The sequence below is a fragment of the Streptomyces colwelliae genome, assembly GCF_048158785.1.
Classification (GTDB): domain Bacteria; phylum Actinomycetota; class Actinomycetes; order Streptomycetales; family Streptomycetaceae; genus Streptomyces.
On sequence record NZ_JBLTJC010000049.1, the window covers coordinates 24,051 to 42,177 of the forward strand.

Annotated in this window: 17 protein-coding genes, 7 tRNA genes and 1 pseudogene; 10 read left to right on the plus strand and 15 right to left on the minus strand. The window is 69.5% G+C overall.

The window, feature by feature from the left end:
- Positions 1–77 precede the first annotated feature (77 nt).
- Complete coding sequence (locus ACNFOC_RS13175) at positions 78–806, plus strand: 3'-5' exonuclease (RefSeq protein ID WP_416959303.1); 729 nt, start codon at positions 78–80, stop codon at positions 804–806.
- A 70-nt stretch (positions 807–876) separates the two neighbouring features.
- On the opposite strand, the gene ACNFOC_RS13180 is transcribed toward ACNFOC_RS13175, so the two are convergent.
- Positions 877–948 (minus strand) — tRNA-Val (locus tag ACNFOC_RS13180).
- Between the two features lie 53 nt (positions 949–1,001).
- Positions 1,002–1,448: an SRPBCC family protein gene (locus tag ACNFOC_RS13185; protein ID WP_416959304.1), complete on the minus strand. Its 447-nt coding sequence runs from the start codon at positions 1,446–1,448 to the stop codon at positions 1,002–1,004.
- A 66-nt stretch (positions 1,449–1,514) separates the two neighbouring features.
- On the opposite strand from ACNFOC_RS13185, the gene ACNFOC_RS13190 reads away from it, so the two are divergent.
- Positions 1,515–3,938: an SCO7613 C-terminal domain-containing membrane protein gene (locus tag ACNFOC_RS13190; RefSeq protein ID WP_416959305.1), complete on the plus strand. Its 2,424-nt coding sequence runs from the start codon at positions 1,515–1,517 to the stop codon at positions 3,936–3,938.
- A 7-nt stretch (positions 3,939–3,945) separates the two neighbouring features.
- Here the strand turns inward: ACNFOC_RS13190 and ACNFOC_RS13195 are convergent, their stop codons facing one another.
- The 7 genes from ACNFOC_RS13195 to ACNFOC_RS13225 form a co-directional block, all read right to left on the minus strand.
- Entirely contained in the window at positions 3,946–6,681 is a 2,736-nt protein-coding gene (locus ACNFOC_RS13195) for an exo-rhamnogalacturonan lyase family protein (protein ID WP_416959306.1), read from the minus strand.
- Between the two features lie 115 nt (positions 6,682–6,796).
- The gene (locus tag ACNFOC_RS13200; protein WP_416959307.1) at positions 6,797–7,387 is read right to left on the minus strand and encodes a hypothetical protein; all 591 of its coding nucleotides are present in this window, start codon (positions 7,385–7,387) and stop codon (positions 6,797–6,799) included.
- A gap of 4 nt (positions 7,388–7,391) precedes the next feature.
- Positions 7,392–8,267 carry a carbohydrate ABC transporter permease gene (locus tag ACNFOC_RS13205; RefSeq protein ID WP_360076768.1) on the minus strand — a complete coding sequence of 292 codons (876 nt, stop codon included), beginning with the start codon at positions 8,265–8,267 and terminating at the stop codon, positions 7,392–7,394.
- Positions 8,268–8,287: 20 nt separating this feature from the next.
- Positions 8,288–9,256 (minus strand): carbohydrate ABC transporter permease, encoded by a 969-nt coding sequence (locus tag ACNFOC_RS13210; protein ID WP_416959308.1) that lies wholly within the window; start codon positions 9,254–9,256, stop codon positions 8,288–8,290.
- Complete coding sequence (locus ACNFOC_RS13215) at positions 9,256–10,542, minus strand: ABC transporter substrate-binding protein (protein ID WP_416959309.1); 1,287 nt, start codon at positions 10,540–10,542, stop codon at positions 9,256–9,258. Before ACNFOC_RS13215 ends, ACNFOC_RS13210 begins: the two co-directional genes overlap by 1 nt.
- Positions 10,543–10,887: 345 nt before the next feature.
- Positions 10,888–10,959 (minus strand) — tRNA-Val (locus ACNFOC_RS13220).
- 77 nt (positions 10,960–11,036) lie between these two features.
- Positions 11,037–11,501, minus strand: coding sequence for a TIGR02611 family protein (locus ACNFOC_RS13225; protein ID WP_416959310.1), 465 nt, complete (start codon positions 11,499–11,501; stop codon positions 11,037–11,039).
- Between the two features lie 191 nt (positions 11,502–11,692).
- Between ACNFOC_RS13225 and ACNFOC_RS13230 the strand changes: the two genes are divergently transcribed.
- Together ACNFOC_RS13230 and ACNFOC_RS13235 are read left to right on the plus strand one after the other, a co-directional pair.
- Positions 11,693–12,106 (plus strand): SsgA family sporulation/cell division regulator, encoded by a 414-nt coding sequence (locus tag ACNFOC_RS13230; protein ID WP_004002642.1) that lies wholly within the window; start codon positions 11,693–11,695, stop codon positions 12,104–12,106.
- A 275-nt stretch (positions 12,107–12,381) separates the two neighbouring features.
- Entirely contained in the window at positions 12,382–12,942 is a 561-nt protein-coding gene (locus tag ACNFOC_RS13235) for a CGNR zinc finger domain-containing protein (protein ID WP_416959311.1), read from the plus strand.
- A gap of 88 nt (positions 12,943–13,030) precedes the next feature.
- Here ACNFOC_RS13235 and ACNFOC_RS13240 read toward each other — a convergent pair whose 3' ends face one another.
- Positions 13,031–13,183, minus strand: coding sequence for a hypothetical protein (locus tag ACNFOC_RS13240; RefSeq protein ID WP_019059824.1), 153 nt, complete (start codon positions 13,181–13,183; stop codon positions 13,031–13,033).
- Between the two features lie 169 nt (positions 13,184–13,352).
- Complete coding sequence (locus ACNFOC_RS13245) at positions 13,353–13,796, minus strand: hypothetical protein (RefSeq protein ID WP_416959312.1); 444 nt, start codon at positions 13,794–13,796, stop codon at positions 13,353–13,355.
- 228 nt (positions 13,797–14,024) lie between these two features.
- Between ACNFOC_RS13245 and ACNFOC_RS13250 the strand changes: the two genes are divergently transcribed.
- Positions 14,025–14,540, plus strand: a complete 516-nt coding sequence (locus ACNFOC_RS13250) for a DsbA family protein (RefSeq protein WP_416959313.1) — start codon at positions 14,025–14,027, stop codon at positions 14,538–14,540.
- Positions 14,541–14,555: 15 nt separating this feature from the next.
- Here the strand turns inward: ACNFOC_RS13250 and ACNFOC_RS13255 are convergent, their stop codons facing one another.
- The 3 genes from ACNFOC_RS13255 to ACNFOC_RS13265 are packed head-to-tail and all read right to left on the minus strand — an operon-like array spanning position 14,556 to position 17,295.
- Entirely contained in the window at positions 14,556–15,380 is an 825-nt protein-coding gene (locus ACNFOC_RS13255; protein WP_416959314.1) for a GNAT family N-acetyltransferase, read from the minus strand.
- A gap of 53 nt (positions 15,381–15,433) precedes the next feature.
- Positions 15,434–16,255 carry an aminotransferase class IV gene (locus ACNFOC_RS13260; protein ID WP_416959315.1) on the minus strand — a complete coding sequence of 274 codons (822 nt, stop codon included), beginning with the start codon at positions 16,253–16,255 and terminating at the stop codon, positions 15,434–15,436.
- Positions 16,252–17,295, minus strand: a complete 1,044-nt coding sequence (locus ACNFOC_RS13265) for a chorismate-binding protein (RefSeq protein ID WP_416959316.1) — start codon at positions 17,293–17,295, stop codon at positions 16,252–16,254. Before ACNFOC_RS13265 ends, ACNFOC_RS13260 begins: the two co-directional genes overlap by 4 nt.
- 179 nt (positions 17,296–17,474) lie before the next feature.
- Here ACNFOC_RS13265 and ACNFOC_RS13270 point away from each other — a divergent pair.
- The 5 genes from ACNFOC_RS13270 to ACNFOC_RS13290 all read left to right on the plus strand — a co-directional run bounded on the left by ACNFOC_RS13270 (position 17,475) and on the right by ACNFOC_RS13290 (position 17,945).
- A tRNA-Gly gene (locus ACNFOC_RS13270) sits at positions 17,475–17,547 on the plus strand.
- Positions 17,548–17,587: 40 nt separating this feature from the next.
- Positions 17,588–17,661, plus strand: a tRNA-Cys gene (locus tag ACNFOC_RS13275).
- A gap of 1 nt (position 17,662) precedes the next feature.
- Positions 17,663–17,734: transfer RNA gene (locus tag ACNFOC_RS13280), tRNA-Val, on the plus strand.
- 19 nt (positions 17,735–17,753) lie between these two features.
- Positions 17,754–17,825: transfer RNA gene (locus ACNFOC_RS13285), tRNA-Val, on the plus strand.
- A 48-nt stretch (positions 17,826–17,873) separates the two neighbouring features.
- Positions 17,874–17,945: transfer RNA gene (locus tag ACNFOC_RS13290), tRNA-Val, on the plus strand.
- A 52-nt stretch (positions 17,946–17,997) separates the two neighbouring features.
- On the opposite strand, the pseudogene ACNFOC_RS13295 reads toward ACNFOC_RS13290, so the two are convergent.
- Positions 17,998–18,127, minus strand: a pseudogene (locus ACNFOC_RS13295) (zf-TFIIB domain-containing protein); the annotation flags it as partial.

Below are 18,127 nucleotides of genomic sequence, written 5' to 3' on the forward strand. Positions count from 1 at the left end.
GCAAACAGCCCGGGTATCACCAAACAGGCAGAAGACGGAACGTCAGCTGCCGTGGGTGAACGAGGAGTTGTGTACGTATGACGTGCTGGTACGAGGGCCCGTTGGCCGCGTTCGACACGGAGACCACGGGCGTGGATGTGGAGGCCGACCGGATCGTGTCGGCCGCCGTCGTCGTCCAGGACGCCCCCGGCACCCGTCCCCGGGTGACCCGGTGGCTGGTGAACCCGGGGGTGCCGGTGCCCGCCGGGGCGACGGCGATCCATGGACTGACGGATGAGCATCTTCAGCGCAACGGCCGCTGGCCCGCGCCGGTGATGCACGAGATAGCCGACGAGCTGGCCGAACAGGCCGCGATGGGACGCCCGTTGGTGGTCATGAACGCACCGTTCGACCTGACCCTCCTGGACCGCGAGCTGCGCCGCCACCGCGCGTGCTCGCTGGACCACTGGTTCGAGTCGACGGCGCTGCGGGTCCTGGACCCCCGGGTCCTGGACAAACACCTGGACCGCTACCGCAAGGGCCGCCGCACCCTCACCGACCTGTGCGCGCACTACGGCGTCGAGTTGGAGGGCGCGCACGACGCGGGCGCGGACGCACTGGCCTCACTGGAGGTCGTACGCGCCCTGGGCCGCCGCTTCGCGACCCGTCTGGAACGCCTGTCCCCCGCCGAGCTGCACACCCTGCAGTCGACGTGGCACGCGGCCCAAGCACGCGGTCTCCAGGCGTGGTTCGCCCGCAGCGGCACCCCGGAACCGGTGGACCAGTCGTGGCCACTGCGCCCGGACCTGACGGCGGAGGCCGCATAACCGCACAGGCACAACAGCCGCACAGGCACAACAAAAAGCCGGTCCGCTGCTGCGGACCGGCCTTTCCCGGTGGGCGATACTGGGTTCGAACCAGTGACCTCTTCGGTGTGAACGAAGCGCTCTCCCACTGAGCTAATCGCCCGGGAACGCACCGAACAATACAGGCCCCCGCCGGTTTCCTTCAAACCGCTTCCGTCAGACCGCCGCCAGGTGCGCGAGGAGCCCGCGCCGTCCGGCCCGCATCATCAGCGCGTGGTTGAGGCGGAACACCGGCCGCCCGGGTACGGCGAACCGCCTGAGCGACGGCCGGTTCAGGTCGACCTCCTGGTCGTAGCGGGCGAGCGTGCCGGAGCCGTCGGCCGCGAGCGTCCACCGCGCCCACCCCACCAGATCGCCGGTCATCGCGATCTCCAGCACCCCGGCATCCGGATCGCGCCGCACTTCGCGCGCGGTGAAGGTCAGGACGTACGGCAGGCTCGCGCGGATGCGGATGACGCCGGCCGTGTCGTCGATCCGGCCGACCTCGCGCACCTGCGGCCACCAGCGGGGATAGTCCTCGGCCCGCTCCAGGACCGGGTACACGACGGCGGGCGGCGCGGGCAGGGACCACCGGGCGCGGAAGCGGTAATGGGTCCAGTCCATGGCGGGAGTCTGCCCGGCCGGGAGGCCGTCTCCCGCTACCTGAGTACGTTTTGAGTACGTGCGCTCATGTCGTACGGCGTGACGGCCAGCACACTCCGAGACATGACCCACATCCCGCCTCCGGCCGTCGAGTTGCGGATCCTCGACGCCGAGCTGCACCAACTGGACGCCCGCCGCGCGCAGTTGCTGCACCGGCGCGCCTGGCTGCTGACCGTGCTCCAGCCGGTCCGGCCCGCGCCCGTGACGCCGCCGCCCGCGGCACTGCCCCGGGCGGAGGCCTCCGCGCCGAGCGTGCAGAACGTGCTGCTCCTGCTCGGCGCCGCGCTCCTCACCCTCGCCGCGATCGCGTTCACGCTGGTCAGTTGGGGGAGCATGGGGATCGCGGGCCGGGCACTCGTGCTCGGCACGGTGACCGTGGCGACGCTCGGCGCGCCCGTCGCGCTGCTGCGCCGGGGCCTGCGCTCCACGGCCGAGTCGCTCGCGGGCCTCGGCCTGGTCCTGACGGTGCTGGACACCTACGCGCTGCACGAGGTCGCCTTCCCGGACGGGGACGGCGCGACGTTCGCGGCAGCGGCGACGACCCTGCTGGCCGCGCTGTGGGCGGCGTACGGCATCGGAATGGCGGCGCTCCCGAGCCCGGCCGTCACTCGCGGGGAACCGGTCACCGCGCGCACCCTTCTCCTCCCGCTTCCCTCGGCACTCGTCATCGCTCAACTCCCCTTGATCCTCTGGGTGATCGCGGCCGGTGGAGGTGAGCACATGGTCACGGCGGCGATGCTGGTGACCGCTGTGATCGACATGGTGGTCGCGCTCCGGGTCTCGCCGAAGGCCGTGCGTTTCGTCGCCGTCGGTGGTGCGTTCGGCCTGGGCGGCCTGGGGGTGTCGGCGGCCGGTCTCATCTCCTTGACCGCGTCCGGTCCGGGCGCCGCCGCTCGTGCGACGGCGCTCCTGGTGCTCGCCGCGGCGGGCGTGTTCGCCGCCGCGTGGCTCGTCCCGGGCCCGGGGCTGCGGACGGGTGCGGCCACGACGGGCGGCCTGCTCGTGGTCGCCGCGCTCGGTGGCGTGCTGCGTGTTCCGCTGCCCTACGAGTGGGCGGTTCTGGGTTATCTGGCGTGCGGAATCGGCCTGTTGGCGCTCGTGCGGGGCTCGCTGCCCGAGCCGGTGCGCCGCGGTCTCGGGGGTGCCTCCGTCGCCGTACAGGGGATCGCGCTGCTGTGGACGCTGCCGGTCGTGGTCACCACCCTGTTCGGCCCGGCCGCGTGGGTGTCCCGCATCTGGTCCGGCGCGCCGGACGACGCGCGTGCCGCGGCGGCGGTGGACATCCCGTGGCCGGCGCACGAGGCCACGGCTCCCCTGGTGCTCGTCGCGATCGCCGCGGTGCTGGCCCTCGCGGTGCGCAGCGCCGCGTGGCGGCCACGAGCCCTGGCCGCGGCACTGACCCTGGCCTGGGTGACGGCGATGGTCGTCCCGGCCGCGTTGCAACTGCCGTACGGCGTGGGCCTGTTGATGCAGGGACTGATCGTCGTGGCCCTGCTCTCCCGCGCGCACGCCACCGCGACGGTCCTCGCCCTGTTCACCTCCCTCAGCCTCGCCGCTCTCTCGCTGGCCTCCGAACCGGCCACGCTCGCCGTACTCGCCTCGCTGACCGCCCTGTTGGCGGGTGCGGCCTGGTGCGGGCGCCTCGCGCCGATCTCCGCGGGCTTCTCCCTGGGGTACGCGACTGCCCTGGCCTGCGCGGTGGGTGCGGCCCTCGACTGGCAGCCGCAGCACACCGCGTTGCTGGTGCTCGCCGTACCGGTGACGGCCGCGCTGCTCGCCGCACGCCTCGCCGATCCGGTCACGACGGTGGTGGTCGAGGTCTCGGGCGCCGTCGCGAGCGTGCTGGCGATCGCCCTCGCGGGCGCCGAACTCCCCATGCTGGCCCTGGTGTTGTCCCTGTGCGGGGTGATCGCGGCGGGCACTGCGCTACGGCCCGAGCGCAGGAGCGCCGGCTACGCGGCCGCCGCCCTCTTCGTCCTCGCCACCTGGGTACGGCTGTCCGCGTGGGACGTCGACAGCCCCGAGGCGTACACGCTGGCGGTGACCGTCCCGGCGCTGCTGCTGGGCGCGTTGCGCAGGCGCCGCGAGCCGAGCGCCTCGTCCTGGACGGCGTACGGCCCCGGGCTCGCCGCCACGCTCGCGCCGAGCCTCCTCGCGGCCTGGACCGACACGCACTGGACGCGCCCGCTGCTGCTGGGCACGGCCGCACTGCTGGTCACACTGATCGGCGCGCGGCACCGCCTCCAGGCACCGCTCCTCCTCGGCGGCGCCACCCTCGTCCTGGACACGCTGCACGAACTCGCCCCGTACCTCGCCCAGGCCGTCGGCGCGCTGCCCCGCTGGGCGCCGCCCGCCCTCGCCGGAGTCCTGCTGCTCGCACTCGGCGCGACGTACGAGCAGCGGATCCGGGACGCCCGGCGGGTGCGGGAGGTCCTGGGCAAGATGAACTAGACCTGCTCTAGGGCATCTTGTCGCCGAGCAGCGCCAGGTTCTCGATGGCGGCGAGGCCGTACAGCGCGGTGTCGTTCGAGGACACCCACGCGGCCTCGCTGCCCGGGACGAGCGTCACCGGACCGGTCAGCGGCTCGGTCTTCCACGGGGACGACTCCATGTAGCCGTCGGAACTGTAGAACTTCGTCCACGCCCGCTTGGCGAGTGTCGCGTCGTCAAGTTGTACGGCGGCGTAGGCGTCGAGGCGTGAATGGCCCTGGAAGAGCAGCAGGGTGCCGAAGTTGGAGCCGTAGCGTGCCGCCTGTTCCGTCTTGGAGGCGTTGAAGTAGCGGCAGTAATCCATGTACACCTCCTTGAACTTGGGCATGTCGACGAGGTGGATCAGCTCCGCGCACAGCTCGTTGAGGCCGAAGACGGCCGAGAGGTGCGACACGGAGACCACGGGCGCGGAAGCGACGGCGAACTTGCCGGTGTCGAGGTCGTACAGCCCGCTCCCCTGCACAAATCCGTTGGGCTGGGCGGCGATTGTCTCCATGGTCGACAGGACGCGCGCCTTGGCCTTCTCCCACTTCGGCCCCCTGCGTTCCCACTCGGTGAGCCACGCCGACACCAACCCGCTCCAGTCCGTGCCGAATCCGATCGACAGGGCGTGCCGGTCGGGGGTGTACGGCGTGGTGCGGATCTTGCGGATGGGGTCGAGGACGAGGAAGGTCTCGTCGGAGTCGACGTTCGCCGCCATGAGGTCGCCGACGCGTTCGTCGGCGGTGAGGAAGTAGTAGTAGCGCCGGTAGGTAGTGTTGGCGATGCGCTGCTGCTTGGCACTGTCGGCGTAGTGCTGGACGCCGTGCCGGGTGCCCAGGCCGGCCCATTGGCCGAGGTGGTAGACGTCGACCTCGCCGGTGTGCCGGGTGAGTGCCTCGGCGAAGCGGAAGATGTCCGAGCGGCCCGAGCGGATGTACGCGAACCAGAGCCAGATGTCCGGCGACAGCTCGGAGTTGTCCCAGGCGTAGCCGCCGATGTCGTACCGCCACTGGTGGCGCACGGTGTCGTAGGAGTGCATGAAGTCGCCGTAGTCCCAGAAGCCGTACCAACGGCGTTGCGCCACCTGGCCCTTGTAGTAGGTGAAGAGGAAGTCGAGGTGATCCTCGATCTTCGCCTTGGCGGTGGTGGAGCGGTCGGGTTCGGAGTAGAGGCCGGGGCCGAAGACCTTGGATTTGATCAACTGCGCCGGCGGGGCGGCGAGTTGGGGCAACACCCTTACGGCTTCCACCTGTTGGGCCAGAGATTCCGCTGAAGGCGTCGACTCGTTGGCCCAGAAGAGGAGTTCGGAGGTGCGGGCGATGCCGTACGGGGTGCCGAACTCGGGTTCGTAGTCCTCGTAGGTGATTTCGAGGCCCTGGAGCTGTTCGGCGTACGTGTCCTGGCCCATGCCGTCGTGGTAGAAGCGCAGGTCCATCGGCTGGGCCTCGGGCGACCAGAGCCAGAGGGTGACCTCGGCCTCGTCGGTGTGGGCGTCACGGATGTCGAGCTGCGCGGGGAACTTCTCCCAGAAGTCCCGCAGCCCGAAGGAGAATCCGCCGCTCGCCCCGCCGACGTACCCGAATCCGGAAGCGTGTCCGCCACCGCCGGCGGGGATCCAGCCGTAGCCCTTCGTGGTGCGCTTGCGGAGGGTGAAGCCGTCGGCGGAGAGCTGGGAGAGGGTGTAGTCGCCCCACTTGGGGATGTACTGGAGGCGGCTTGTGACGCGCTGGTCCCAGGTCGAAGGGTCGGCCAGCTTCTGGCCCGCGTACTGGGCCGCCTGGACGGTCGCGCCCGGGTCGCGGCGCAGGCCGGTGATGCCCTGAACTGCCTCGCGCAGCAGGCCGGTTCCTTCGCCGCCGATGCGGATGTGGCGGTCGTAGGCCGCGTCCCGCATCGGCACGGTGAAGCGGATGCCGAGCCCGCGGATGAAGTCGCCGCTCGCCTTGCCCGGTTCCACCGTGCCGTCGAAGGTGATCGTGTGCACCATGCGGAAGGAGTCGGCGCCCGCGTAGAAGTAGAGGCGGATCGAGAACGGCAGCCAACTCCGGCCGCCCTTGCGGTGTTTGCCGTCGATGCGGACGACGGCGCGGACCGGGCCGTCCTGCTCGACGGTGACCTCGCCGATCACTCCGTCGAAGCGCTCGGCCTTCACCGCACCCTGATCCTCGTCCTCGATCTCGGGCTGGCGGATGAGAACGAGACGGCCGTTCTTCGCAATCTCCGTGGAGCCCCGGGTGACCGACTTGACGATCGTGGAGCCGCTCTTACCGATCTTCGCGGTGATGACCCCGGTCGACACGTCGATGGTGCCGCCGCTCCGGTCGACGGTGACCTTCTTTTCGGGGGCGGCCGTGTCCCCGGCGGTGAGGGTGAGTTTGCCGGAGCCCGAACTCACCGCGTGGGCCGTCCACTTGAGGGAGCCGTCGGGCCAGTAGGCGATCGGCCAGGACTGCACGGGCACCGCTGTGCCCTCGGCGTCCGTCAGCGCGAAGGTCTGGTCCTCCTGGTAGGTGCCCATCGGCCACGGCACCCCGACCGTCGAACCGGGTGCGGCACCGAGACCGCCGTCCTCCAGCCAGTCGAGGGTCACCGGATCGTCGTCGGCCGCCGCGGCTCTCGGCGCGGCCTGGGCGTCCTTCGCGCCCAGCGCCCAGCTGAACTGCGCGGCAGCTCCGGCGACGGCGGCCGCCTTGAGCAGGGACCTGCGGGGAATGGGAGACATGACCTGTTTCCTTTCCGTGCGGGAGGCTTTCTTCAAGTCCGTCTGGTCAGGGGCATGACAGATAGAGGTACGGCGCTCCGAAAGCACCGACCTCGTGCAAGGCACCGCCCGTCCGTCAGCGGTGCCGGTACCGCTCCTCCACGGCGACGGCCGCCGCGGCCACGGCCCCCAGCACGGGGACCGCCAACGGTGCGATGAGCAGGGCGGAACAGCCGACCAGGACCAGCCCGCCGACGAGCAGGAACGAACCGGCGGGGTCGAGCACCGTACGGCGACCGGCCTCCGCGAGCAGCGCCCGCCAGGTGTCCCCCGGCGCCCAGACCGCCGCCGCCCGCATCCCGGCGACGACGGTCCCGAGCAGCGCGAACACCCCGACGGCGCCCACGAGTTGCCCACCGGGCAGCCCGGCCCGCACGGCCTGGACGTCCACCCATACGGCGGCCGCCGCGCCCCAACCGGCAACCCCGACGACCCACCCACCGCGCACCGCCACCCGGAAGTCCGCGACGAACTCCCGCCAGCCACCGCCCACATGACTCGTACGGCGCCTCAAGTGCCGTGCCCCGGCGGCGAATGCGGCGGGGTACGTGACAACTCCCGCCGACGCGACGGCGATCCACACCCCGGTGAGCAGACATTCGGCGAAGACCCCGAACCGCTCGGCGAAGACCGACTCTCTGCGTACCTTCACGCGTGCTTCGGCCACCGTCTCAGCCCTTCAGTCCGGAGGTCGCCATACCGTCGATCAGGTACCGCTGGAAGGCGAGGAAGAACAGCAGTACTGGCAGCAGCGCGACGAGGGACATGGCGATCATGCCGCCGTAGTTCGCGGCCACGCCGTCGGAGTCGCGGAACATCATCAGGCCCAGGGAGACGGTGTACTTGCCGGGTTCATTGAGGTAGATCAGCGGGCCCATGAAATCGTTCCAGGCGTTGATGAAGGTGAAGATCGCGCTGGTGATGAGCGCGGGCCGGCACAGCGGCAGCACGATCGACCAGTAGATGCGCAGGTGCCCGCAGCCGTCGAGCCGGGCGGCCTCGTCCAGTTCCTTCGGCAGGTTGCGCATGAACTGCACCATGAGGAAGACGAAGAAGGCCTCGGTCGCCAGGTACTTGCCGATCAGCAACGGGACGTAGGTGTTGACCAGTTGGAGCTTCTGGAACATCACGTACTGCGGGATCAACAGCACGTGGTACGGCAGCAGGAGCGTGCCGATCATGAGGGAGAAGAGCAGGTTGCGGCCGGCGAACCGGATGCGGGCGAAGGCGTAGGCCGTCAGGGAGCAGGAGATGAGGATGCCGACGACCGAACCGAGGGCGTAGAAGAGGGAGTTCTGGAAGAAGGTCCAGATCGAGATGTCGGCGATGCCCTTGGCCAGGCCCTTGAAGTTGGCGAGGATCGGGTGCCCGGGGAACAGTTGCAGGCTGTTGATGACGTCCTTGCTCGGCTTGAACGAGGCGCCGATGACCCAGACGACCGGGTACAGGACGACGGCGAGGACGGCCAGCGCCCCGACGTGCCAGACGAGCGAGCCGGTGCGCCTGCGGCCCAGCCCCGGGGACTTCGTGGCGGTGGTGACACTCATCGGGCGCCTCATCGAGTGACTCATCGGGCGTCCTCCTCGTAGTGCACCCATTTCTTCTGCGACCAGAAGAGGACAGCGGTCACGAGCGCCACGGCGAGCAGCAGCATCCAGGCCATCGCCGACGCGAAGCCCATCTGGGCGTTCTTGAAGCCCTGTTGGTAGAGGTAGCAGGTGTAGACGAGGGTGGCGTCGGCCGGTCCGCACTGGGAGTTGGAGACGACGTACGCGGAGCCGAAGATCTGGAAGGAGTGGATGGTCTCAAGCAGCACGTTGAAGAACAGCACCGGGGAGATCATCGGCAGCGTGATGTTCCAGAACCGGCGGAAGGGCCCGGCCCCGTCCATCGCGGCGGCTTCGTACAGCTCCCTCGGTACCTGCTTGAGCCCGGCGAGGAAGATGACCATCGGCGCGCCGAACTGCCAGACGGTGAGCGCAACCAGGGAGTAGAGGATCCAGTCGGGGTCACCGACCCAGCCGCCGACATGGGAGCCGAAGAGGGACTGCGTACGGTCCACCACGGCGCCGTCGGAGAAGAGCGTCCGCCAGACGAAGCCGATCGAGACGCTCGCGCCGATGAGCGAGGGGGCATAGAAGGCGGCCCGGTAGAGAGCCTGGCCGCGACGGCTCTGGGCGAGCAGCATGGCGACGCCGAGAGCGAGGAGCAGTTTCAGCGGGGTGCCGATGACGACGTATTTCGCCGTCACCTCGACCGACTTCTGCCACCGGGGGTCGTCGAACATCCGGGTGAAGTTGTCGAAGCCGATCCACTTCGGGCTGTCGAAGAGGTTGTAGTCGGTGAACGCGAAGTAGAGCGAGGCGACCATGGGGCCGGCGGTCAGCAGCAGGAAACCGGCGATCCACGGGGACATGAAGAGGTAGCCGGCGAGGTTCTCGCGGCGCCCCCGCCGTTTCCGGTCGGCGGGGGCTGCGGAACGGACCTTCCGGGCGTCGGGCGGAGCGTCCTTGACGAGCGTCACGGCGGTTCCCATCAGGCGGAGAAGGCGGCCTGCGCCTCGGAGAAGAACTGCTTCACCGCGTCGGCGACCTTGGTCTTGCCCAGTGCCATGTCCCCGCCGATGCGGAGGAAGGCGGATTCGGCGGTGTCGGCGCCGGACGGGTGCGGGGTGATCACCCCGAGGACACCGGCCTTGGCGGTGTCCACCTCGTACTGGGCGATCTCCTTCTGGACCACGTCGGTCGGCTTGAACGCGTCGTACTGGTCGGTGGTCGCCAGGATGCCCCGGTCGTAGCCCATGATCTTGCCGACGGCAGGGTCGTGGACCATGAAGTTGATGAACTGGGCGACTTCCTTCGGGTGCTTGGTGCGCGCGGAGCCGCTGAGCATCAGGGACGCGAGGTACTGGCCGGTGTCCTTGCCGTCGGTGGTGGGGATCGGCGCGAGGCCGTAGTCGCTGGTCCCCTCCGCCGTGTAGCGGACGGTGAAGTTGTCCCAGGTGAATTCCGAGGCACCGTGACCGGCCGAGAGCGAGGACTTGGGGGTGTCCTGGGCGACGACCTTCGGGGAGGTGACGATGCCTGCCTTCACCCGGCCGTACCCGTCCGTCCACCACTCCGTCAGATCCGACTCCTGGAAACCGAGCCCGTCCTTGGTGAAGAACGCCTTGCCGTTCTGCCGGAGGTAGAGGTCGTACAGGTACATGATGCTGAAGTAGCCCGTGTCTCCGGGCACTTCGGTCTTGTCGTGGATCGTCTTGAGGGCCTTGAAGTACTCGTCCCAGGTCCAGCCCGCCGTGGGGTCGATGCCCGCCTTCTCGTAGACCTTCTTGTCGATGACCAGCGCCATGGTGTTCGAACCGACCGGAACACCGAGCTGCTTGCCGTCGACCTGACCGACCTTCACGACGCCCGCGCGAAAGTGATCCAGGCTCAGATTCCCCGCGTCGATCTGTGAACTGAGATCGAGCAGGACGCCTCTCTTGTCGTACTTCCGAAGAAATCCGACAGCGTTCTGGAATACGTCCGGCGGATTTCCGCCCGCGGCCTGCGTCTGGAACTTCTCCCAGAAAGAGGGATAGTCCTGAAAGTCCGTCTTCACCTTGATCTTCGGATACTTCTTCTCGAAGAGCGCGATGGACTGATTGATCTTTTTCGCCCGCTCCTCGGCACCCCACCACGAGTAACGGATCGTCACCGTCCCGTCCGCGGACGTCCCGTCGTTCCCGCCGCATCCCGCCGCGGCCAACCCCAGCGTCGCCGCCGAGACCCCGGCGGCCTTCAGGACCGTACGCCTCTCAACATTCGTGCGGGTTCCCATGATGGGCCCTCCCCGTAGCGTCGTTGCCACCTGCATGAATCGTTTCAAGTAAGCGCTTGCTGGCACAAGGTACGGAGGCCCTCGGGGTGCGTCAATGATTCGGACAGGATTTTCTTGTGAACCGGCTGAGCGCTACGACGGCGCCGCCGGGCGCGCTGCCGGACCGACGGGACGGACACCGCAGGTGAGGCGCGCGTGACCGGTCGGCCGAACAGGAAGCGGCCTGCCGCACCCGGGCGCCGAGCGGCCGAAAAACGCCTGGGCGGTGAGGAGTTGACTCCACGCCGCCGACGAGCGAACGACGACGGCCCGCCTGTGTGATCACAGGCGGGCCGTCGGTCCGGGTGGGCGATACTGGGTTCGAACCAGTGACCTCTTCGGTGTGAACGAAGCGCTCTCCCACTGAGCTAATCGCCCGGGCGCACGGAGAACATTACCCCATGTCAGCGGGTGCCCCCGACCAGCGCGAAAGGCACCCGGAGGCCGTCAGCGGGTCACTGGTCCTTGATCTTCCAGGGCATCACGACGCCGAACTTCCAGACATAGATGCCGACAAGGGCGACGACGATCACCAGGCCGATCGAGGTCAGGACGATGTTGCGGCGGCGCACCTCGGGGTCGAGCGCACGCTGTGCCGCCTCGGTGACCTTGCGTTTCGTCCAGCGGAGCACGAGCTGGGCCCAGACGAACTCGGTCGCCCAGATCGCCATGCCGCCGAAGATCACGACCCAGCCGGGTCCCGGAAGCGGCAGCATGACGATGCCGGCGGCCACGACCGCGAGGCCGATGACGAAGACGCCGACCTGCCAGCTCACATGCAGCGCACGGCGCGCTTTGATGAATTCCGGCGCCTTGGAACCGAGCCCTTGCCCGGCCTGCGCCTCGTCCGCCCGCGTCTCGTCGGCCGCCCCGTCAGGTGCCACGGCAACCTCACCCGGCTCGTCACTCCCCGTATTCATACGGACAAACCCTACCCGAGGGAAACCAGTCACCGGAATGGCCCCGCGGAGCGATCGAGCTCTCGGCCGGAAGAGTTACGTAAAGGCACGCAAAACACTCAGAGGGGTTTACAACGGCACCGTAGGTGGCATGTCGATTTCGCCGACGTGCGAATCCCCGAGCGCACACTGAGCGAAAGGCCCTGGCGCTTATGAACACCACGGTCAGCTGCGAGCTGCACCTGCGCCTCGTTGTGTCGAGCGAGTCATCCCTGCCTGTCCCCGCAGGCCTGCGGTACGACACGGCCGACCCCTACGCCGTGCACGCCACCTTCCACACCGGAGCCGAGGAGACCGTCGAGTGGGTGTTCGCCCGCGACCTTCTCGCCGAGGGTCTCCACCGGCCCACCGGTACCGGCGACGTCCGAGTCTGGCCATCCCGTAGTCACGGTCAGGGCGTCGTCTGCATCGCACTGAGCTCTCCCGAGGGCGAAGCCCTGCTGGAGGCTCCCGCACGGGCCCTGGAGTCCTTCCTGAAGCGGACGGACGCCGCCGTGCCACCTGGCACGGAGCACCGGCACTTCGACCTGGATCAGGAGCTGTCGCACATCCTGGCGGAGAGCTAGCGCGAGGTCCCACCAAGCCGCCCGGCGCCGTCCGAACTCGGGGAGACGGCTCGGGCACAGACAACCGCATAGGGCATACACCGGCGCCGTCGCCGCGATTCGTCGCGGGGGCGGCGCCGGTGCGCGTGGAGCCCGGTCGCGCGACTCTCCGTGATGCGGGGAACCGCGCGGGACGCCGTCCCGTTCTCAGAGACAGGGGGCCGTCCTCCGGGAAGCCACTACCATCGGCCAGCATCGGCGGGCGCCCGCCCGACCCCCAGGCCAGGGAGCGAAACGTGCTGATCACCCACGACACCCGGTGTGCCCTCGACACCGTGGTCGATCTGGTGAACACCGCGCCGGAGGACGCCGCGGCGGCGGACGGACTTCAGGATGTCGCGCTGCTCGCGGATTTCGTACGAAACCACGAGATCAGCGATGTCGGGGTGCTGTCGGAGTTCGACCTCTCCACCGTGCGCAAGATCCGCGGCCGGTTCACCGCGGTCTTCTCGGCCCCGGACCCCCGGACCGCCGCCGGGCTGATCAACGACCTGGTCGCCGCCGCGGGCACCACACCCCGGCTCACGGACCACGACGGCTACGACTGGCATGTGCACTACTTCGCGCCGGGCGCCTCGGTGGCCGACCATCTCGCCGCCGACTGCGGGATGGCGCTCGCGTTCTTCGTGGTGGCCGGCGAGGAGGAGCGGCTGCGCCGCTGTGAGGCCCCGGACTGCCGACGCGCCTTCGTCGACCTCTCCCGGAACCGCTCCCGCAGGTACTGCGACAGCCGGACCTGCGGGAACAGGCTGCACGTGGCCGCGTACCGGGCGCGGCGCAAGGAAGCGGCGGGCTGACGCCCGGCACAGCCCTGCACAGCCCGGCTGTAAGGAATCGATGAGTTCGTGGCCCCCGGCGGGTGACGTCGGGGACCACGAGTACGGCTCACAGCATCAGCAGGTCGTGCAGCGAGGCCATGAGCAGCAGACACCCGATCACCGCTAGGAAGATCATCAGCGGTGGCTGGGAAAGGGCGAAAAGGCACCCGCGCGGCTCGTCCTTCGGCGGCGCGGCGTCGCTCTGTGTCGTGTCCAGCATCTCGCCGCGATGATGACGCAGCGGAGACCCCTGGCGCGATCAACACGCCCGTTATGAGAGGGAGTTCGCCGAATTCCGTGATGTCTGTTTCGAGTCGAGACGACTCCTGAACGCTTCCCGGCGGACCTGGCTCACTCTGTGTCGTTTCAGTCCCGGTCCGGTCCGGCCGTCATATGCCGTGCTTCTTCAGGATGGCCTCGATGTCGCTGAAATCGTCCCCGCTCTGCGCGCGGGGCGCGGCCGCCGGCCGGGTCGCGGGGCGAGTGGACGGGCCCAGGGAGGGGGCGGAGGCCGCCGGGGCCACCGCGTCGGCCTGCGTGGAGCCACGGGCCGCCCTGCGCTCCTTGCGGGTGCCGCCACGGCGGCGCTCCACCGCGCGGGTGCCCATGAAGAGCAGCCATGCACCACCCAGCACCACGAAACCCGCCCAGGCCGTAGGACTGAACGCGGTGTCGGCCACCCAGCCGACGACCCCGGTCATCACCAGCCCGACCGGCACCAGCGAATACGCGGCGATACGGGCGGCGGAGAGAAAACGCTTGCGGTACGCCGTGACCGCCGCGATGCCCAGGCCGGCCGCGGAGACGGCGGAACAGACGGTCTCGGCAATCATCCGGTCCTCCAGGCAGATCGGTCGGGCAGGCTTCGATCGGGCAGGTTCAGCCCGGGCGTGCACTTCGTCCCTTCCATCCTGCACCGTCCGGTCCCCGGGAGGCCATGCCCCGGTCGGACATCAGGGACATCTCCGGGTCGCATCCTCCCCAGGTGCCGGTCGGCGTCGTACGGACGCGGCCCGTGGTCCCGGTTGGGGCGGTGGAGCCGGGGCTGGGAGACTGGTCCCATGAGTGACCTCCCCTCCGTGCGCACCCCCGTCCTCGACGTCTGGTGCGAGCTCCAGTGCCCGGACTGCGCCACCGCCCTGGACGATGTACGCGCCCTGCGGGCCCGCTACGGCGACCGGCTGGAGGTGCGGTTCCGCCACTTCCCGCTGGAGAAGAACAAGCACGCGTTCGCCGCCGCGCAGGCCGCCGAGGAGGCCGTGGAACAGGGGCGGGGCTGGGACTACATCGAAGCCGTGCTCGGCCGGGGCAAGGACCTGAACCGTAAGGGAGAACCCCTCCTGGTCGAGGTGGCCGGTGAACTCGGTCTGGACGCCGAGGAGTTCGACACCGCCCTGATCGACGGCCGGCACATCCTGATCGTCGACGCCGACCAGGCCGAGGGCAAGGCCATCGGCGTGACCGGCACCCCGACGTACGTCATCGGCGGCGAGCTTCTCGACGGCGGCAAGAGCCAGGAAGGGCTCCGCGCCCGCATCGAGGAGATCGCCGACAGGTTGCTCGCCGAGGGCGAGTGAGCCCCGAGGCACGTCTCAGAGCAGGCTCTTGTACAGGTGGTAGGTGACCGTCTCGTAGCCGAGTGACTCGTAGAGGCGCTCGGCGGGGGTGTTTCCCGCGAAGACGTTCAAGCGGATGTCCGGCATACCGGCCGCGATCCCCTGCGCCTCGGCCAGGAGCATCAGGGTGCGGCCGTGGCCCTTGCCCCGATGGCTTGCGTCGGACTCGACGTCGTAGACGAAGGCCTTGCCCTCACGCGGGCCCGCCCAGAGCGTGCCCACCCTGGTCCCCTCGTGCTCCAGGACGCTGAAGAGCATCCCCGCGGTGGCCATTCCGTCGGGCAGCAGGGTGGCGTTGCCCTCCAGTGCCTTGGTCCGGGCCTCGGCCTCGGGCACACCGCGCTCGGTCCAGTCCTTGATGAAGTCCTCCGTGCCGAGCTCGAGCCAGGGGCCGAACTCCTCCCGCGTCATGGGCCGCGCCCGGCTCCCCGTGGGCAGTTCGGGCGCGGTGTCGCCGAGGGGCTTCTCCATGTGGCGGTTGCGGACGACGTAGCCGAGAGCGGTCGCCACCTTGAGCGCGGCCTCCGCTTCCGCGGGCACGGATGCCTCGATCCGCTCGCAGCCCCAACCCCGCACCACTTCCTCGGCGGCGAGCGCGGCCACGGTGCCACGGCCGCGTCGGCGGTCCTGTTCCTCGATGCGCAGGTCCAGGATCTGGGCCACCGAGTCGCCGAAGAGCGGACTCGTGCCGAGGTGTATCGCGCCGGCGGGACGGCTGTTCACACACACCTGGTAGCGGCGTGAACGCGTCCCGTCGGCCTCGCGCTGAAGCGGCTCGGTCGGCCGCAGGGTCGTGGTCATCACCTGTGTTCTACCCGACCCGGAGCACCAGGTCAGCCCATTAAATGAGGCTTTTATGGATCAAGGTCGTCGCCCGACCGCTCGTCGAACACCCGCATGGCCTTGGCCGTCACCGGCCCTGCCACGCCCGGGAGTTGACGCTCGTCGACCAGGTGCACGGCCTGCACGTCCCGCAGCGATGACGTCAGGAAGACCTCGTCGGCGCGCTCCAGGACGTCCAGCGGCAGGTCGGTCTCCTTGGCGCCGGTCCATTCGACGGTCAGGGCGCGGGTGATGCCGGCGAGACAGCCGGAGGTGACCGGCGGGGTGTGGATCTCGCCGTCCAGGACGACGAAGACGTTCGACCCTGTGCCTTCGCAGAGTTGACCGACCGTGTTGGCGAACAGGGCCTCGGAGGCGCCGTGTTGGTGGGCGCGGGCGAGGGCGACGACGTTCTCGGCGTACGAAGTCGTCTTCAGGCCCGCGAGGGCGCCGCGCTCGTTGCGGGTCCAGGGGACCGTGACGGCGGCCGTGGAATCGGGGCGGCGGTTCGCCTCGCCGAGGGCGATCACGAGTGTCGGGCCGTGCTCGCCGCGGTCGGAGCCGAGCGGGCCGTGGCCACCGGTGTACGTGATGCGGAGCCTGCCGAACGGCAGCGGGTTGGCCTCGATGACGGCCGCGCAGCCTCGGCGGACCTCGTCCAGGTCCGGGTCGGGCAGTCCGAGGCCGCGCGCGGAGCGGGTCAGCCGATCGAGATGGCGGGTCAGCGCGAACGTCCTGCCGTCGGTCGCCTTCACCGTCTCGAAAATGCCGTCGCCCACGGTCAGTCCGTGGTCGAAGACGGAGACGCGGGCGGACTCGATGTCCTGGAGCCCTCCGTCGAGCCAGATCTTCATGAAAGAGCCCCTCCGCTCACCTCGTACGCGCCCGACGCTATCGCGAGCAGCCGTGACGCCTTCAGCTCGGTCTCCCGCCACTCCCCCTCGGGGTCCGAGCCCCAGGTGATGCCCGCACCGGTGCCGAAACGCAGCCTGCCGTCGGCGCGGTCGATCCAGAAGGTGCGGATGCCGACGGCCAGTTCGCCGGTCCCCCGGTCCGCGTCGACCCAGCCGATGCCCCCGCAGTACGGGCCCCGGGGCGCGGTCTCCAGAGTGTCGATGATGCGCAGGGCACTGGACTTGGGCGCCCCGGTGACACTCCCGGGCGGAAAAGCGGCGGCCAGCAGCTCCGGCCAGCCGGCAGCGGCGGGCAGCTCACCTCGTATCGTCGACACGAGGTGGACCAGGCCCGGATGCTTCTCCACGACGCACAGGTCCGGCACGGTCACGGTCCCCGTGGCGCACACGCGGCCGAGGTCGTTGCGGACCAGGTCCACGATCATCACGTTCTCGGCGTAGTCCTTCTCCAGCAGGTCCGCCTCCGTCCGCCCGGTGCCCTTGATCGGGCCCGACTCGACGACGCGGCCGGTGCGGCGCAGGAAGAGTTCGGGAGAGGCAGTGGCTATCTCCGTGCCGTGGCCTGGCAGCCGGATCGTTCCTGCGTACGGCGCCGGGTTGCCGCGCGCGAGCAGGGCGGTGAGGGCGTCGACGTCCGCGTCGGGGGCGACGGGCGCCGACAGGACGCGGCACAGGTTGGCCTGGTAGACCTCGCCGGCCGCGATGTGCTCCCTGATGCGGCGGACGCCGGCGGTGTAGGCGGCGCGGTCGAGGGAGGTCGTCCAGGCGTCGGCCGCGGGGCCGTGCCAGGCGCCGGGGACGGGTGCCGGGACCGGTTCGTGTCGTACGTCGCGGAAGCGCGCGCAGGTCAGACGGCCCTCGAAGTCGGCCGCGACCGCCCAGAAGCCGTGGGAGTCCAGGGCCGCGGGATCGCTGGTGACATCGAGGAGACCGGTGGCGACACGGCCGCCGAAACGGACGAGAGGGGCGAGGCGGGACACGCCGTCGAGTCTATGGCGGGTGTCTCACAGGTTGCCCGGCCATGTCCCCGCGGGTGACCTGACCATGTGTTCCCGTAGTCGCAGGCCAGCACGCTGCACAAACGCGTTTTTGTGCTGGCCCCGGAATCCGCTAGAGTTCAACTCGTCGCCGCGCCGCGCAAGCGGAGTGGAAACGACAAGCGGACGTAGCTCAGTTGGTAGAGCGCAACCTTGCCAAGGTTGAGGTCGCCAGTTCGAACCTGGTCGTCCGCTCGCAGGAAAGTGGGGGATCTTCCCGACCCCCCGCACTCCTGGTGGAGTGGCCGAGAGGCGAGGCAACGGCCTGCAAAGCCGTCTACACGGGTTCAAATCCCGTCTCCACCTCCAAGGACGATTAGCTCAGCGGGAGAGCGCTTCCCTGACACGGAAGAGGTCACTGGTTCAATCCCAGTATCGTCCACTGGTCCGCAAGGACCCCCGCGCGATTAGCTCAGCGGGAGAGCGCTTCCCTGACACGGAAGAGGTCACTGGTTCAATCCCAGTATCGCGCACGCAGTAGCACTCATGATCTACCCATGATCTTCGGATCGTGGTCCCGAGGACGATTAGCTCAGCGGGAGAGCGCTTCCCTGACACGGAAGAGGTCACTGGTTCAATCCCAGTATCGTCCACACACCGAAGCCCCCGGCGCTCACCGCGTCCGGGGGCTTCTCCGTGTGCCGGTCAGCTGGAGAACAGCATGTGACCGAAGCTCTTGTGGCGGTGGTGGCCGCCGTGACCGCCGTAGTGGCCACCGCCGTGACCGCCGCCGTGCGGGGCGCCCCAGGCGGGCGCGGGCGGGGCCGGGTAGGCC